The sequence below is a fragment of the Neptunicella plasticusilytica genome, from assembly GCF_047922965.1.
Taxonomy (GTDB): domain Bacteria; phylum Pseudomonadota; class Gammaproteobacteria; order Enterobacterales; family Alteromonadaceae; genus Neptunicella; species Neptunicella plasticusilytica.
Genome location: NZ_CP150481.1, coordinates 1,199,285 through 1,214,462, shown reverse-complemented (window position 1 = coordinate 1,214,462; position 15,178 = coordinate 1,199,285). Strand labels below are relative to the sequence as shown.

The following is a 15,178-nucleotide window of genomic DNA, read 5'->3' as shown; positions in this document are numbered from 1 at the left end:
ATCAGGCTTCAACCCGACGCACCGACTGTACGCCGTTGACCTTATCCAGTCGGGACACCATTTTGGCCAAACTGTGTAAATCTTTAACTTCCAGCTTCAACTGAATCTTGGCGGTGTTGTCTTTGCTGTTACTTAAGCTGTTGACCCCGAGCAAGCCGACCTTTTCGTTGGCCAGTACCGTGGTGATATCCCGCAATAAACCGTCACGGTCATTACAAAATACTTCCACGTGGGTTTCGAACACGCCGCTGTGTCCGGAAGTCCAGTTCACATCTATATAGCGTTCAGGGTGTTCTTCCAGCAAATGAATAAGCTGTTCACAGTCTTCTTTATGCACACTGACACCACGCCCCTGGGTGATATAGCCCTGAATAGGATCGCCCGGTAGCGGTTTACAACAACCGGCCAGTTGAGTCATCAGATTACCGACGCCTTCGACTTCGATACTGTCCTTGCTCTTTTTGCTACTGCTGCGCTTTTTCAGACGAACATCTATTTCCGGCGGTGGTGCGTAGAGTTGCAACAGGAAGTTAACCACCTGGTTAATACGAATATCACCGCCACCAATGGCGACATACAAATCTTCAACGCTGCTCACATTGAATTTATGACAAGCTTCGGTAGCCTGTTTTGGGTCCACATGAGCACGAACCAATTCCTTATCCAGTGCCTCTTTGCCTGCTTGCAAGTTTTTGTCCCTGTCCTGTTTTTTAAACCAGGTCTGGATTTTGGCTCTGGCCCGGGAAGAGTGGATGTAACCCAAACTGGGGTTCATCCAGTCGCGGCTGGGATTGCTGCGTTTGCCGGTAAGGATATCTACCTGATCACCGGTTTGTAGCTGATAGGTAAAAGGCACGATACGGCCAAATACTTTGGCACCGATACAACGATGGCCAACATTACTGTGAATGTAATAGGCAAAATCCAGTGGTGTCGATCCCATCGGCAAATCAACCACATCGCCGCGTGGGGTAAATACATAGACTCTGTCTTCAAATACCTGACTGCGCAATTCCTCGACAATATCACCGGATTCAGCCATTTCTTCCTGCCAGGCAAGGATCTTGCGCAGCCAGCTGATCTTTTCATCATAACTGGAACGACTGCTGTGGTTGCCTTCCTTATATTTCCAGTGTGCGGCCACACCTAATTCCGAATCCTGATGCATTTGCTGGGTACGGATCTGGATTTCAATTGACTTGCCCTGCGGACCATTAATTACCGTATGGATAGATTGATAACCGTTCGGTTTCGGGGTCGCAATATAGTCGTCAAACTCGCGCGGAATGTGTTTGAAGTGAGCATGCACTATCCCCAATGCGCCATAACAGTCCTGTAATCTTTCAGCAATAATACGCACAGCACGAATATCGAACAACTGCTCGAAACCCAGATGTTTTTTCTGCATCTTTTTCCAGATACTGAAAATATGTTTGGGTCGACCATAGACTTCGGCCTTGATATTTTCGCGGGTTAACTCGGCCTGCAGATTGGCGACAAAGTCATCAATATACTGCTCGCGATCGGTACGCTTCTCATGCAGTAAACCGGCGATTTGTTTGTAGGTCTCAGGATGCAAATAGCGGAACGACAAGTCTTCCAGTTCCCATTTTAGTTGCCCTATTCCCAGTCTATTGGCCAAGGGTGCATAGATACTGGCGCATTCTTTGGCAATCAGTACCCGGGTTTCTTCGTCTTCGTCTTTGACCTGGCGCAGACGACAAATGCGTTCGGCCAGTTTTATCACCACTGCCCGCACATCCTGCACCATCGACAGCAACATGCGTCGCACATTATCGATTTGAGCCTCATCGCTGCGGGCTTTACTGTTGGCATGCAGGTTACGGATGGCGTCCATTCTGCGCACCCCTAACAATAGCTCGCTGATGGCCGCATTGTGCTTTTCGCCGATGGCTTCATCCGACCATTGTTCTGCCTCACAAACAGGCAAAACCAATGCGGCTTGCAGGGTTTCATCATCCATATGCAGTTCGTGCAGGATCTCCACCATTTCTCTGGACATCAAGGGCACATCAATTGTGTTGGCTATATCACGCAATGACTGGCGGCACTCGTCCGTCAAACTCAGTGAGCCAAGCCATTCCTGAAAAGAATCCGTTTGTTGTTCATGCACTTTACGAATAGAAACCATGATCAGTCTTTATCAATACTCCGGGTTATATCTGTACAGAATGTTCGTTTCAGTTAGGCACGAACAATGCCATCAATTCGGTATGCACAGTATGTGGAAACATATCCATCAAGGCAATTTTATCCAGCCTGAAGCCACTACTCAGCAACTCGCCCATATCTCGGGCAAAGGTGGCAGGGTTGCAGCTCACGTACAATATTTTTTGTGGTTTAAGTGCTTTAAGTTGCGCTATCACTTCCAGCGCTCCGGCTCTGGCGGGATCGAGCAACACTTTATTGCAATGACGTATGCCATCATCATTTAGCATATTCCACTCGGTTAGATCGGCCTGTACAAAACGACTATTGCTGATTTCGTTACGTTGAGCATTATCACTGGCCTGCTGCACCATTTCTGCCACGCCCTCAATGCCGATAAGCTGCTGCACTTTGTTAGCCAGTGGCAAACTGAAATTACCCACACCGCAAAACAGATCCAGTACCCTGTCCTGTTTATCCAGTTCCAGCCATTGAATAGACTGTTCAACCATCTGTTGGTTCACCGCCGCATTGACCTGGATAAAATCATTCGGTGACAACGCAATTTGAATACCATCTTGCAACGAATAGTGTGCAGGCTGGTAACTTGCGGATAATGCTTCAAACTGATTTTTTGCCGTTTCGAGTATCACACGGCAATTAGAAGCGGATTCAAGGTTGGCAAGTATTAACTTATCTTTTTCATTTATTTCTTTAATAACGCGAAGAGTTACCTGCAACTGATTCCCGCTATCCAGTAAACTGACATGTCCCAAAGCGTTCTTGTTATGCAGTTGGTGCAAAGCTGCCAATAAATGGGGCAACAACTTCTGCAATGGCAGAGTTAAAACCGGACATTGTTCAATCGCCACGACTTCGTTGCTGAGCTTGGCACGAAAACCGACTTTTAAGCGCTGCTTGTCACGGTTATCGATTGCCAATCGCGCTTTACGGCGATAGGCCTGTTGATCATGATAAATAGCAGGCTGCCAGTTTAGCGCAGTGGTTCCGGCTACTTTTGTCAGCATTGCATCTACCGCGGATTGTTTGTGCGCCAACATATCCTGTGCGCTGATATGCTGGTTTTGACAACCACCACATTGGCTAAAATACGGACAAAAGGGAGCGATACGTTGCGAGGAAGGCTGCAAAATATCAATTGCCCGACCTTTCCAGAAACGGGATTTTTTGTCACTGATGCTGACCCGGACACTTTCTCCGGGCAAGGCATTGTCAACAAATACCAAAGGTTGATGCTGGCGGCACACGCCCTGTCCATGATGATCAAGCTGCTCGATGTTCAACTGCAATTTTTGCGGGTTATGCTGTTTTTGGTTATTGCCCTTTTTACTATTACCTTTGGGCGCACGAAATATTTGAACCATTATTTATCCAGAATCACTGTAGCCACCGCATAATGCTGCTCGTCGGAGATGGAGATGTGCCAGCCTGTCACGCCCATAGAGGTGACTATATCAAGCAGACGCCCGCTTATATGCAAGTAGGGTTTACCCGAGGGCAGATTAAGCACTTCCACATCCTGAAAACTGACACCATTACCAATACCTATGCCCGCCGCTTTGACAGCGGCTTCTTTGGCGGCGAAACGCTTTGCCAGAAAGCGTCCGGGGAATTTATGTTGCCTGAACTTTTCCAGTTCCGCCGGGCAAAGCACCCGTTCGGCCAAACGATCAGATTTTTCCAGCTGCTTTTCGACTCTGGCAATTTCGACAATATCGGTCCCCAGACCTACCACCGCCATACTAGCGACGCGCTTCTTGCATCAGGGCGCGCATATCGGCAACAGCTTTGGCCAAACCGTCAAAAGCGGCACGGCCAATAATGGCATGTCCGATATTCAATTCGATGATTTCTTCAATAGCGGCTATTGGCTTAACATTATGATAATGCAAGCCATGTCCGGCATTCACTTTCAGGCCGATAGAGGTCGCATAGCTGACAGCATCTTTAATCCGCTGCAGTTCCTTGTGTTGGGATTCTTCGTCAGTGGCATCGGCATAACAGCCGGTATGGATTTCAATGTACTCGGCACCGCACTGACGAGCAGCATGAATTTGCTGGTTATCAGCATCGATAAACAAGGATACTTTGCTGCCTATCTTGGCAAGTTCGCTACAGGCATGAGTAATGGCATCAACATTATCGACTACATTCAGGCCGCCTTCGGTGGTTAGTTCCTGACGTTTTTCAGGCACCAGACAGCAAAATTCGGGTTTGATATTAAGCGCAATATCGAGCATTTCGTCTGTAACCGCCATTTCCAGATTCAATCTGGTATTGATGGTCTGACGCAACAGCTGCACATCGCGATCCTTGATATGACGACGATCTTCGCGCAAATGCACGGTAATACCATCGGCACCGGCTCGTTCGGCAATATCGGCGGCATGCACAGGATCGGGATAAGAGGTACCACGCGCGTTGCGCAAGGTAGCAATATGGTCAATATTGACGCCTAGCAAAATATCTCTTTTCAACTTTTTTCTCTCATAAACAGTTCACGACTTTTTAATGGTTTGCTGCCTAGCAGCGGTTGCAACGCCATGCGGCTGATAATTTTGGCACAGCTCAATGAAGATTGCTGCCATTGTTGCCCGGCGATAGCGAGTAAATCACTTCCTGAAAAGCAGTTTCTGGACGTCATTGGCCCAGCTAGCGGGATAAACCCCTGCTCTTCAATCCATTGATAATAGCCGGCCGGCTGAATGCTCTCTCCGCTGGCACCATCGGTATCAAAATTCAACGCATAACCCATATCAGCCAGCAATCCGAATTCAAAACAACGCAATATCGGCTCTATGGGCTGCGCCAACGCCAGTTGCTGGATACTGCGACGATACAATTCAAACAGATCTGCATAAGGATATTCACTATGCAACAGGCGATTAATCAGCTCGTTAAGATATAACCCCGAATATAACGCCTTACCCAGCAATTGATAGGCTTTACCATTAGCCTCACAGACAGATAAATTTTTTAACTCATGCTTGCCATACAACGTCAGCTCCAGCGGTTGAAACGGCTGTAACAAGCTTTTGTTATGGCTCTTGCTGCTACGCACCCCTTTGGCCACAAAACTCAGCTTGCCGTATTCGGCACTAAACGCATCCACCAGATAACTGGTTTCACGATATTCCCGTTTGTGCAAAATAAAGGCGTTGATTCCGTTGAGCAAAATAGCGACTCGAATTGATTGACAGCTGCGTCGATTATATCTCAAGTGACTGAATGACAATATAAAAAGCCGGTTTGAATTTATATTAAGCCTAAAAAGAAAATAGCCGCGAGCGACGAGCTTCGAGCTAAAAACAATGATCACGCATGGATGTGGTGTAAAAAACGGCATGAATGGCGTTGGCTTCGGCAATTTATTTTCCTCCTGTCATCCTATACCTTTCGACAAGCACGAGTCTAAGCTTTACCATGGCGGCCTAAAGACGGGCCCTAAAGGCTGATGATGAGTAAAGAATCGATGAAACAAACATTTGTATTAGCCACAGGTAATCAGGGTAAAGTCAAAGAGCTGGCGCGCATGTTAGCGCCGCTGGATATCGACATCGTGCCACAAAGTGACTATCAGGTTGAAGAAGTACCAGAAACCGGTACGACCTTTGTTGAAAACGCCATTATCAAAGCACGCCATGCGGCGAAAATAACCGGTTTACCCGCTATTGCCGATGATTCAGGCTTAGCGGTGGATTTTCTGGACGGTGCACCGGGCATTTATTCGGCCCGCTATAGCGGTGAACAAGCAACCGATGCCAGTAATATCAATAAGTTATTACGTGAAATGGCCGACATTCCGGAATCTCAACGCGCGGCCCGTTTTATCTGCGTACTGGTATTAATGCGCCACGCCGATGATCCCACGCCGATAATTTGTCAGGGTGAATGGCACGGCACCATCACCCAACAGAAATCCGGTACTGCCGGCTTTGGTTACGATCCGGTATTCTGGGTGGAACAACATCAGTGCACTTCAGCGGAACTCAGTCCGGAACAAAAAAATGCTATTAGCCACCGAGGTCTGGCGTTGCAGCAGTTGACCTATAAACTGCAGTTGGCTAACGACTAAGATGCTCAACCCGCCACTATCACTGTATATTCATATCCCCTGGTGTGTGCAAAAGTGTCCTTATTGCGACTTTAATTCCCATGGACAAAAGAGCGCGTTACCCGAACAAGAGTATATTGCCCACTTGCTTGATGATTTGGCTCAAGATACCAAACGGGTTGGCGACCGGCCGGTACAAACGATTTTTTTTGGTGGTGGCACGCCCAGTCTGTTTTCTGCCGCTGGCATTGAACGTATTCTGCAAGGTGTCACGCAGCGGGTTAATTTATCAGCCGATGCGGAAATTACCCTGGAAGCCAATCCCGGCACAGTCGAAAGTCAGAAGTTCCGTGAATTCCGCCAAGCCGGTATCAATCGGATATCCATCGGGGTGCAAAGTTTTCAGGCCGATAAACTACAAGCATTAGGCCGCATCCACGATCAACAACAGGCTCTCAATGCTGCCGGTTATGCCCATCAAGCAGGGTTAAACAGCTTTAATCTGGACTTAATGCACGGTTTGCCAAATCAATCGGTCGATAACGCGTTATTTGATTTACGTACCGCCATCGACCAGCAACCACCGCATTTATCCTGGTATCAGTTAACCATTGAACCCAATACCTTGTTTGCTTCCAAACCGCCTACCTTGCCGGATGACGACATTCTGTGGGACATCCAGCAGCAAGGCCAACAACTGTTGGCCGCTGCCGGTTATCAACAATACGAAATTTCAGGTTATAGCCAGGCTGGCCATCAGTGCCGCCATAACCTTAACTACTGGCGTTTTGGCGACTATCTGGGCATAGGTTGCGGCGCTCACGGCAAAATAACCGATGTTCAAGACGGTCAAATCCGGCGTACCGTTAAAGTCAAACATCCCAAAGGTTATATGGACTTGAGTAAGCCTCATTTAAGTGAACTCAATTCAGTCGCTGAATCCGATCGCCCTTTCGAATTTTTAATGAATCGATTGCGCTTAACCGAAGCCTGCCCGATTGAAGATTACGGGCATTATACTGGTTTGGATATTGACCAGTTCGAGATGCAAGCCAAATTATTGCAAGCCCAAGATAAAGGCTTATTAGCCATCACATCTAACCACTGGCAAGTGACCGAACTAGGCCGCCGTTACCTGAATAGTTTGCTGGAAATGTTGGTGTAGCAGAGCTGCGAGTATAGGGCTTACTGGCTTCGCCAATGGCATCCATGCCATTTGTAACTCGCATCCCTGCGAGCTAGGTACTTTTCAAGGACGACAAATTTTTCGGGAAAAAATTTGAACAGCTTTAGCTGGCCTATTAGGTGAAGGGCAGGATGCCCGAAGTAAAAGTACCCAAAAGTCCTTTCGCTCCACTAACTTTTTTAATGCAGCTAAAAGTTAGAGTCGCTAGATAAAACCAAAATCGCTACTTTATGGGCGCTTGACACTTTTCTGGATAACATCTATTTCATCGAGCTGCGGTTATTTAGCTAATTCAGGCAACTCGCCATCTAGCCCCATCGCTTGTCGGATGGCAGTGTTTTTTAGCATAGGTAATTTATTCGCTAGTGCCATACCGCTGCCACGCAGTAATTTTTGCAGTGGATTAGCACCGTTAAATAGGCGTTTAAGACCTTCCATACTGGCGACTAATTTTAATGCTTCGGTTTTACGCCAGCGTTCATAACTTCGTAGTGATTTGTACAAACCGATATCTTTGTTATTAAGGTGTAATTCTGCCAGGTTTTGCGCCAATGCTGCGGCATCCATCAAGCCTAAATTGGCCCCCTGTCCTGCCAATGGATGAATAGTATGAGCTGCATCACCAATCAGCGCCAAGCGCGGTTTAACCCATTGACGGGCATAGCGCATTTGCAACGGATAACTGATACGTTCACTGTGTAATTCACATAAGCCGGCTTGCATATCGAAGGTGCTACTTAATGCCTGATTAAATTCCGTATCAGTCATCGCCAACAAGCGATTTGCTTCGCGGTTATCCTGCGACCAGACAATAGAACACAGATTATCTTGCCATAATGGTAGTAATGCCAAAGGGCCCGTCGGGGTAAACACCTGTCGTGCTTGTTGCAAATGGGGTAATTCGGTTTTAATCGTGGCGACTATCGCTTTATGTTCATAGTCCCAATGGGTGATCGGCAGATTCATCTGACGCCTGACCCAGGAATTCGCTCCATCGGCACCAACAACCAGACGAGCCGTTATCAACTCACCATTATCCAGGGTAACAAATGCATCCCGTTCTCCCACGTCCAGTTTGCTGATGCTGGCCGCAGCAATCAGTTCAATATTTTCTGAGCGTTCAGCCGCATCCCATAAACTCTGACGAATGAGCTGATTTTCAATAATATGTCCCAGATGTGTCTGGCCTGCTTGTTGATGGTCGAACTCAATACGTGCAAAGCTGTCCTGTTCCCAGACTTGCATGCCGAAATAAGGTTGTAAGCGGACATCAGCGATATTTTTCCATACGCCAATATGACCAAACAGCCTTTCACTGGCCATATTAATCGCACTCACCCGCAATTCGGGTTGGTCACTCAATGGCTGGTTGCCAGACTGACTGTCAACCACCGCCACGGTGAGGGGTTTAGATCCGCAACATAAATGGTCAATTGCCAATGCCTGGGTTAATCCCACCATTCCGCCACCGACAATCAGGATGTCAAAGGAGCGCATTATTCAATTCCTGATGAAGCTGTGCTAGCCGCATTCAGCCCCATCGCCTGTTTAGCCAAACTGTTTTTGAGTCCGGACAAGCTGTTGACGATCGACAAGCCCAGATTTCGCCCTACAACCAGCGGTAAATATTGGTTGGAAAACAGCCGTACTAACCCGTCTGTTAAGCCAATTACCCGCGATTGGTCGGCCTGTCTCATCTGCTGATATTGATGCAAAACCCGATAGTCTCCAATATCCTGCTGCGGTCGCACTGAATTGGCCAGTAACTGTGCCAAGGCTTCAACATCCCGCAATCCCAAATTAAATCCCTGCCCGGCAATAGGATGCAAACTATGCGCAGCATTGCCCATGATCACCGTGCGATGTTGTATCGATGCGTCAGCTGTAAGTAACGACAAGGGAAAGCCATAGCGTTGACTGACCTGGGTAAATTCCCCCAGCGCATAGCCAAATTTTGCCTGTAAGGCCGACAAAAACACGCTATCAGCGCAATTTCTGATGGATTGATATTCATCGGTAGTCAATGTCCATACCAGCGAGCATTGATTGCCCGCCAAGGGCAGTAATGCCAGTGGGCCACTGCCGGTAAAACGTTCAAACGCCTGATTATGATGGGGTTTGGATGTTGCCACATTGGCGATAAGAGCAACTTGATGATAATCCTGTTGCTGAAATTTAACCCCCATCATCTGGGCGCTGGGCGATTTTGCACCATCAGCAACTACCAACAACCTGGCTTCGAGAGTTTGCTGGCTGGCTAGATTGATTTTAATGCACTCTTGATGCTGTTCAATCGCCGCGATCTGGTCGGGACAATACCAATGTAACCGGGAGCTAGCAACGTTATCCAGCGCCTGATGCAACTGTTGACCCAGTTGGTGCAGCTCTACCACATAACCCAATGCATCCAGATTTTGTTCAGCGCAGTCCAGCCAGCATTGGCCTATATGCCCCTGATCGGTGACTTTTATCTGTTTAATCGCGGTCCCTATGGCACCAATATCCAGCCCCCAACTATCCATCACGCGCTGGGAATGTTTGGCAATAGCCAAAGAACGGGCATCAAAACCGGGATGCGCCTGGTCAGCCTGGTAGGCTTTGGCTTCAATAATAGCGATATTTAAATCAGTCAGTTTGGCTAATGCCAACGCCAAACAACAGCCTACTGTACCGCCACCGGCAATGATGATATCTGTTTTCATTTCATCGCTCCGCGGCAGGTCATTAATGCTTCAAGTTCAGCAACGGTTTTTGGAACCGAAGCGGTTAAGTTTTGATAACCATCATCGGTCACCAGCAGATTATCTTCGATCCGAATACCGATACCTTGCCATTGTTCGGCGACCGGCGAATCTTTCGCAATATAAATACCCGGTTCGATAGTTAACACCATACCGGGTTTGAACGGTCTATCCTGCTGAGCAATTTTGTAGTCGCCGACATCATGCACATCCAGACCCAACCAGTGTCCCAAGCCATGCATAAAATATTGTCGGTAACTTTTATCCTCGATATTCTGTCGCAATTCACCTTGCAGAATACCCAAATCAATCAGACCTCGAGTAATGATCTCCACCACTTGATCGGATGCCTGGGCCAGTGTGTTGCCCGGTCTGATCATATCAAACGCCGCAGACTGGGCTTTTAATACCAGTTCATACAAGGCTTTCTGTGGCTCGGAAAATCTGCCGTTAACCGGAAAGGTTCGGGTAATATCGGCGGCATAGCCTTGATATTCGGCACCAGCATCAATCAATACCAGCTCACCGTCCGCCAACTCATCATTATTTTCGGTGTAATGTAAAATACAGCCATTGTCGCCACCACCAACAATAGTACTGTAAGCGGGGTGCCGCGCCCCTGACATGGCAAATTCGTGCTGGATTTCGGCTTCCAGCTGATATTCAAACACACCGGGGCGGCAATAATTCATCGCCCGGATATGCGCACGGCCAGAGATCTCGGCGGCCTGTTGCATTAGTTCTGCTTCGGCAGCAGATTTAAACAAACGCATTTCATGCAGCAGCGGTCGAATATCCTCAATCAACGGCGGTGCATTGCGAGTTTGCTTTGGCGCATTACGTAAATCCGCCAGCATGGCAAAAATACGCTGATCAGCCTGACTATCCTGGCCCTGGGCAAAAAGTAACCGCTGTTTGTTATTCAGCAGCACCAGCAATTGTTCATCCAGTTCATTTATGGATAAACAGAACTCGATGCCTAATTGGGACTCCGCCTGTTCTGGCCCCAAACGGCGACCTTGCCAAACTTCGGCTTCTGCATCCTTATCGCGGCAAAACAGGATATGTTGCGGGTGCTCATCGCTATTGCTGAGAATTAACCAGGCCTCGGGTTCGTTAAAACCGGTTAAATAATAAAAATCACTATCCTGACGAAACGCATATTCGGTATCTCGGCTACGGGTCACTTCCCGCGCTGCCGCAACAACGGCAATACTGTTAGCGCTCATCTGCTCGATAACCGCCTGGCGCCGCTGGGCAAATTCCTCAACTGTGATCATACTGACCTATTAATGAATGGTTTTCGGTTTTGACTGTTCATCTGCGGCAGAATGCCCCAACTCGTTAAAGCACAGCATCGCCGATATACGCACATATTCCATCACTTCGTTCAAAGCCTGTTCGGACTCCTCATCTTCGGACATAGCATCATCCATGCGGGCAATTTCGGCAAAATCTTCCAACGCTTCTTTGACTTCATCCGAACACTTGGTCAAATCAGCCTGGTGCAAACCAAAACCGAGCATAAAACCGTGCACCCAGTTAATCAAAGCCTGACCGCGTTCATTGATTGGGGCGGCATCATCGGGCAAACATAGCGTTAGCGCAAATTCGGCCTCCACCAGTTGCTGGCAGTTCTGCCCCTGCAATTGGATACATTGCTGTTTAATATTGTCTGGCAACGTATTACCCTGATTAATAAAATCTGCCAGTGAGTCGAGCCATTCCTGGCTTTCCAGTGCCATTCCACCGGCCAGCATGCCGCACTGGATGCCCTGCACTTCTGCCGCATCGCTACTGATGCTTTCCCGCTCCATCATTGATGACAATATATCGTATATTTCGCTTACTGCTTTCAATCGTTTTACCCGGTTAATGCTGATGTGATATATCCTAACATCGTCAAGATTTAACGGCTAACTGAAATGCGCTTTTGAAAATAGCCCTTTAGACTCAATCCAGCTACTGGTAATATACACACTTAGGTCTCCTGGGATGTTTGCTAACTCAGTCATGTCCCTGCCGATGCTTTACACTTAGGAAGTTGATTCTGTTGTTTTTGTGCAAGCTCGACTCGTATCGAGAAGCCTGCGACAGCGATGATACCTCCGCCCTGAACTTTTCGGTTCATTGGGCGAACACTGGGTGGCGGCATTTCGGGAGGCTTTCCATTCGAGACGGTCTAGATGGTAAATGAACAACACAATCTGCGCTCTACCTATCGGGCCAAACGACGAGCATTAAGTCAAACACAGCAGCAGCAGGCCAGCCATGACCTGATCGCACAATGCCAACCGTTATTATCTGCCGGACAGCGGGTTGCATTCTATCTGGCCAACGACGGCGAGCTCGATCCTGTACTGCTAATTCAATTTTGCCGGGACAACAATATCCAGGTTTATTTACCTGTATTGCACCCTTTTAGTCCGGGCCATTTATTGTTCCACGCCTATCACGCCGATACGATTATGCAGGCTAACCGCTTTGGTATTCCCGAACCCGTTATACACTGCCAACAAATTTGCCCCCTTAAGCAACTGGATATTATTTTTACGCCGCTGGTGGCATTTGATGCCAGTGGTAATCGTCTGGGCATGGGAGGCGGATTTTATGATCGCACCCTGAAACCTATCGCCCGAGACGGATTATCAACCCGGCTGATTGGTCTGGCGCATGATTGTCAACAGGCAGATAATTTGCCTGTTCAGCCATGGGATATTCCGTTAACTAAAATCATTACCCCAACAAAAATTTTTTGCGCCTAGCTGCGGACTATAAAAGCGATTTAGGCTACTCTATCAGCCCTATGGTTTGGGCAAAGAGATGGGTTAATGAGTCAACAACAACAAAAGAAAATCGCGGCTGAAGCCGCCATCAGTTATATCGAAGATGATGCTATTGTCGGCGTCGGCACAGGTTCAACTGTCGAGTACTTTATCGATGCAATGCAGTCGGTTAAACACAAAATAAAGGGCGCCGTTTCCAGCTCGGAAGCCTCGACTGAAAAACTCAAGGCACTAGGCATTGAAGTTTTTGATCTTAATTCGGTTGACCAGTTTGATATCTATGTCGATGGGGCCGATGAAATTACCGAACACAAGCATATGATTAAAGGCGGTGGCGCAGCATTAACCCGCGAAAAAATCGTCTCGGCTGTGGCTAAAACCTTTATCTGTATTATTGATCAATCTAAACGCGTACCAATACTCGGTGATTTTCCGCTGCCTGTTGAGGTGATCCCGATGGCCCGCTCTTATGTGGCGCGTGAAATTGTCAAATTGGGAGGCGATCCGGTTTGGCGTCAAGGCGTAGTCACAGATAACGGCAATTTGATCCTGGATGTGCATAACTTGCAAATCCTTAATCCACCGGAGCTGGAACAACAGCTGAATAATATCGCCGGCGTGGTTTGCAACGGCTTATTTGCCCAGCGCGGAGCCAATATTGTGTTAATCGGCACCGACAAGGGTGTAGAAAAATTCTAGCGCCGGGCTCGGACATGGCGCATATAAAATATTTAATTTGAATGAAATTTATATATCAAAGATAAACAGACTCTAACAAAGAACATTTTCATCTTTCATTGTGCGCATGATTTTGATATTTTAGACGTCTAGATGTCTCTTTATTTTAAACTTAACCTGGAAACCACAAATGAGCAAAGTATCGCTGCCCAAAGATAAAATTAAGATCTTGTTACTGGAAGGATTGCATCACAGTGCGCTGGAAACGCTCAAGAGTAACGGTTACACCAATATTGAGTATCTGAAAACCTCATTGCCCGAAGATGAACTGATTGAGAAAATTCAGGACGTACATTTTGTCGGCCTGCGCTCGCGTACCCAGTTAACCGACAAGGTGATTGAAGCCGCTCAAAAACTGGTGGCCATAGGCTGTTTTTGTATTGGCACCAACCAGGTTGATTTGCAAGCCGCCCAGAAAAAAGGCATTCCGGTATTTAACGCCCCTTTCTCCAACACCCGCTCGGTAGCCGAGCTGGTATTAGGCGAGATTTTACTGTTACTACGCGGCATTCCGGAAAAAAATGCCAAGGCCCATCGTGGTGAGTGGGATAAGAGTGCCAATGGATCTTTTGAGGCAAGAGGTAAAACCTTGGGGATTATCGGTTACGGACATATTGGTACCCAGTTAAGTATTCTGGCCGAGCATTTAGGCATGCGCGTGCAGTTTTATGATATAGAAGACAAACTGGTATTGGGCAATTCTACCCAGCTTAAGAGTCTGAACGAATTGTTGCGCAGCTCCGATGTGGTGTCCTTGCATGTACCTGAAACCGCGCAAACCAAAAATATGATCGGTGCGGCAGAACTGGGTGCCATGAAACAGGGCGCTATTTTGATCAACGCATCCAGAGGCACAGTAGTCGATATTGATGCGCTGGCCGAAGCACTGCGCGACAAGAAAATCAGCGGCGCGGCAATCGATGTGTTCCCGGTTGAACCCAAATCCAATAGCGAAGAATTTGTATCCATCTTACGTGATTTCGATAATGTGATCCTGAGCCCCCATGTGGGTGGCAGTACTCAGGAAGCCCAACAGAATATCGGTATCGAAGTGGCTGGCAAACTGGCCAAGTACAGCGATAATGGCTCTACCCTTTCGGCAGTTAACTTCCCTGAAGTGTCTTTGCCGGGTCATGCTGGCAGTTCGCGATTGCTGCATATTCACCGCAATGCACCTGGGGTACTAACCCAGATTAACCAGGCATTTGCGGAAAAAGGCATTAACGTCGCCGCTCAATATCTGAATACCAACGAGAGCATCGGCTATGTGGTGATTGATATCGAAACTGATCACGCTGAGGAAGCCTTCGCTCAACTGTCTGCAATTGATGGCACTATCAAAACCCGCATTTTGCACTGATCGATTTGACGGACTGAAGTCCGACCTACAGTTACATATTGTAGGTCGCGGCTTTAAAAAGTTTGGTTATCACACAAAGTGTAGCCGTCACCCCGGTTGTCTGTTGGGCCAGGGTCCAGAGCA

14 protein-coding genes and 1 other RNA gene are annotated in these 15,178 nt (G+C 47.7%); 6 read left to right on the top strand and 9 right to left on the bottom strand.

All coding sequences use genetic code 11. The annotated features are described in order from the left end of the window. Position 1: 1 nt before the first annotated feature. Genes relA through recO form a run of 5 tightly spaced genes read right to left on the bottom strand, consistent with a single transcriptional unit; the run spans position 2 to position 5,365 of the window. Positions 2 to 2,152, bottom strand: a complete 2,151-nt coding sequence (relA, locus tag V1467_RS05270; RefSeq protein WP_416307748.1) for a GTP diphosphokinase — start codon at positions 2,150 to 2,152, stop codon at positions 2 to 4. 49 nt (positions 2,153 to 2,201) lie between these two features. Next, positions 2,202 to 3,554 (bottom strand): 23S rRNA (uracil(1939)-C(5))-methyltransferase RlmD, encoded by a 1,353-nt coding sequence (rlmD, locus tag V1467_RS05265; RefSeq protein ID WP_416307747.1) that lies wholly within the window; start codon positions 3,552 to 3,554, stop codon positions 2,202 to 2,204. Further along, entirely contained in the window at positions 3,554 to 3,931 is a 378-nt protein-coding gene (acpS, locus tag V1467_RS05260) for a holo-ACP synthase (protein ID WP_416307746.1), read from the bottom strand. Before acpS ends, rlmD begins: the two co-directional genes overlap by 1 nt. Position 3,932: 1 nt before the next feature. Then, positions 3,933 to 4,667, bottom strand: coding sequence for a pyridoxine 5'-phosphate synthase (gene pdxJ, locus V1467_RS05255; protein WP_416307745.1), 735 nt, complete (start codon positions 4,665 to 4,667; stop codon positions 3,933 to 3,935). Further along, positions 4,664 to 5,365, bottom strand: coding sequence for a DNA repair protein RecO (recO, locus tag V1467_RS05250; RefSeq protein ID WP_416307744.1), 702 nt, complete (start codon positions 5,363 to 5,365; stop codon positions 4,664 to 4,666). The genes pdxJ and recO overlap by 4 nt, the downstream gene beginning before the upstream one ends. A gap of 297 nt (positions 5,366 to 5,662) precedes the next feature. Here recO and V1467_RS05245 point away from each other — a divergent pair, with 297 nt between their 5' ends. Together V1467_RS05245 and hemW are read left to right on the top strand one after the other, a co-directional pair. Next, positions 5,663 to 6,265 carry an XTP/dITP diphosphatase gene (locus tag V1467_RS05245; RefSeq protein ID WP_416307743.1) on the top strand — a complete coding sequence of 201 codons (603 nt, stop codon included), beginning with the start codon at positions 5,663 to 5,665 and terminating at the stop codon, positions 6,263 to 6,265. 1 nt (position 6,266) lies between these two features. Beyond that, positions 6,267 to 7,409, top strand: a complete 1,143-nt coding sequence (hemW, locus tag V1467_RS05240; protein ID WP_416307742.1) for a radical SAM family heme chaperone HemW — start codon at positions 6,267 to 6,269, stop codon at positions 7,407 to 7,409. A gap of 300 nt (positions 7,410 to 7,709) precedes the next feature. Here hemW and V1467_RS05235 read toward each other — a convergent pair whose 3' ends face one another. The 4 genes from V1467_RS05235 to V1467_RS05220 are packed head-to-tail and all read right to left on the bottom strand — an operon-like array spanning position 7,710 to position 11,991. Then, positions 7,710 to 8,927, bottom strand: a complete 1,218-nt coding sequence (locus V1467_RS05235; protein ID WP_416307741.1) for an FAD-dependent monooxygenase — start codon at positions 8,925 to 8,927, stop codon at positions 7,710 to 7,712. Then, complete coding sequence (gene ubiH / locus V1467_RS05230) at positions 8,927 to 10,132, bottom strand: 2-octaprenyl-6-methoxyphenyl hydroxylase (protein ID WP_416307740.1); 1,206 nt, start codon at positions 10,130 to 10,132, stop codon at positions 8,927 to 8,929. Before ubiH ends, V1467_RS05235 begins: the two co-directional genes overlap by 1 nt. Then, positions 10,129 to 11,451, bottom strand: a complete 1,323-nt coding sequence (pepP, locus tag V1467_RS05225; RefSeq protein WP_416307739.1) for a Xaa-Pro aminopeptidase — start codon at positions 11,449 to 11,451, stop codon at positions 10,129 to 10,131. The genes ubiH and pepP overlap by 4 nt, the downstream gene beginning before the upstream one ends. A 9-nt stretch (positions 11,452 to 11,460) precedes the next feature. After that, the gene (locus tag V1467_RS05220; protein ID WP_416308652.1) at positions 11,461 to 11,991 is read right to left on the bottom strand and encodes a UPF0149 family protein; all 531 of its coding nucleotides are present in this window, start codon (positions 11,989 to 11,991) and stop codon (positions 11,461 to 11,463) included. 164 nt (positions 11,992 to 12,155) lie between these two features. On the opposite strand from V1467_RS05220, the gene ssrS reads away from it, so the two are divergent. The 4 genes from ssrS (at position 12,156) to serA (ending at position 15,055) form a co-directional block, all read left to right on the top strand. Next, positions 12,156 to 12,338: non-coding RNA, 6S RNA (ssrS, locus tag V1467_RS05215), on the top strand. 19 nt (positions 12,339 to 12,357) lie between these two features. Beyond that, a complete protein-coding gene (locus tag V1467_RS05210) occupies positions 12,358 to 12,936 on the top strand; it encodes a 5-formyltetrahydrofolate cyclo-ligase (protein ID WP_416307738.1) in 579 nt (192 codons plus the stop codon). A gap of 66 nt (positions 12,937 to 13,002) precedes the next feature. Then, positions 13,003 to 13,656, top strand: a complete 654-nt coding sequence (gene rpiA, locus V1467_RS05205) for a ribose-5-phosphate isomerase RpiA (protein WP_416307737.1) — start codon at positions 13,003 to 13,005, stop codon at positions 13,654 to 13,656. A gap of 169 nt (positions 13,657 to 13,825) precedes the next feature. Next, the gene (gene serA, locus V1467_RS05200) at positions 13,826 to 15,055 is read left to right on the top strand and encodes a phosphoglycerate dehydrogenase (RefSeq protein WP_416307736.1); all 1,230 of its coding nucleotides are present in this window, start codon (positions 13,826 to 13,828) and stop codon (positions 15,053 to 15,055) included. The last annotated feature ends 123 nt before the right edge of the window (positions 15,056 to 15,178 follow it).

Excerpts from the sequence above, each read along its gene's own strand:
- relA (WP_416307748.1), bottom strand. The coding sequence starts at position 2,152 with ATGGTTTCTATTCGTAAAGTGCATGAACAACAAACGGATTCTTTTCAG.
- rlmD (WP_416307747.1), bottom strand. The coding sequence starts at position 3,554 with ATGGTTCAAATATTTCGTGCGCCCAAAGGTAATAGTAAAAAGGGCAAT.
- acpS (WP_416307746.1), bottom strand. The coding sequence starts at position 3,931 with ATGGCGGTGGTAGGTCTGGGGACCGATATTGTCGAAATTGCCAGAGTC.
- V1467_RS05245 (WP_416307743.1), top strand. The coding sequence starts at position 5,663 with ATGAAACAAACATTTGTATTAGCCACAGGTAATCAGGGTAAAGTCAAA.
- hemW (WP_416307742.1), top strand. The coding sequence starts at position 6,267 with ATGCTCAACCCGCCACTATCACTGTATATTCATATCCCCTGGTGTGTG.
- V1467_RS05235 (WP_416307741.1), bottom strand. The coding sequence starts at position 8,927 with ATGCGCTCCTTTGACATCCTGATTGTCGGTGGCGGAATGGTGGGATTA.
- ubiH (WP_416307740.1), bottom strand. The coding sequence starts at position 10,132 with ATGAAAACAGATATCATCATTGCCGGTGGCGGTACAGTAGGCTGTTGT.
- pepP (WP_416307739.1), bottom strand. The coding sequence starts at position 11,451 with ATGATCACAGTTGAGGAATTTGCCCAGCGGCGCCAGGCGGTTATCGAG.
- V1467_RS05220 (WP_416308652.1), bottom strand. The coding sequence starts at position 11,991 with ATGATGGAGCGGGAAAGCATCAGTAGCGATGCGGCAGAAGTGCAGGGC.
- V1467_RS05210 (WP_416307738.1), top strand. The coding sequence starts at position 12,358 with ATGGTAAATGAACAACACAATCTGCGCTCTACCTATCGGGCCAAACGA.
- rpiA (WP_416307737.1), top strand. The coding sequence starts at position 13,003 with ATGAGTCAACAACAACAAAAGAAAATCGCGGCTGAAGCCGCCATCAGT.
- serA (WP_416307736.1), top strand. The coding sequence starts at position 13,826 with ATGAGCAAAGTATCGCTGCCCAAAGATAAAATTAAGATCTTGTTACTG.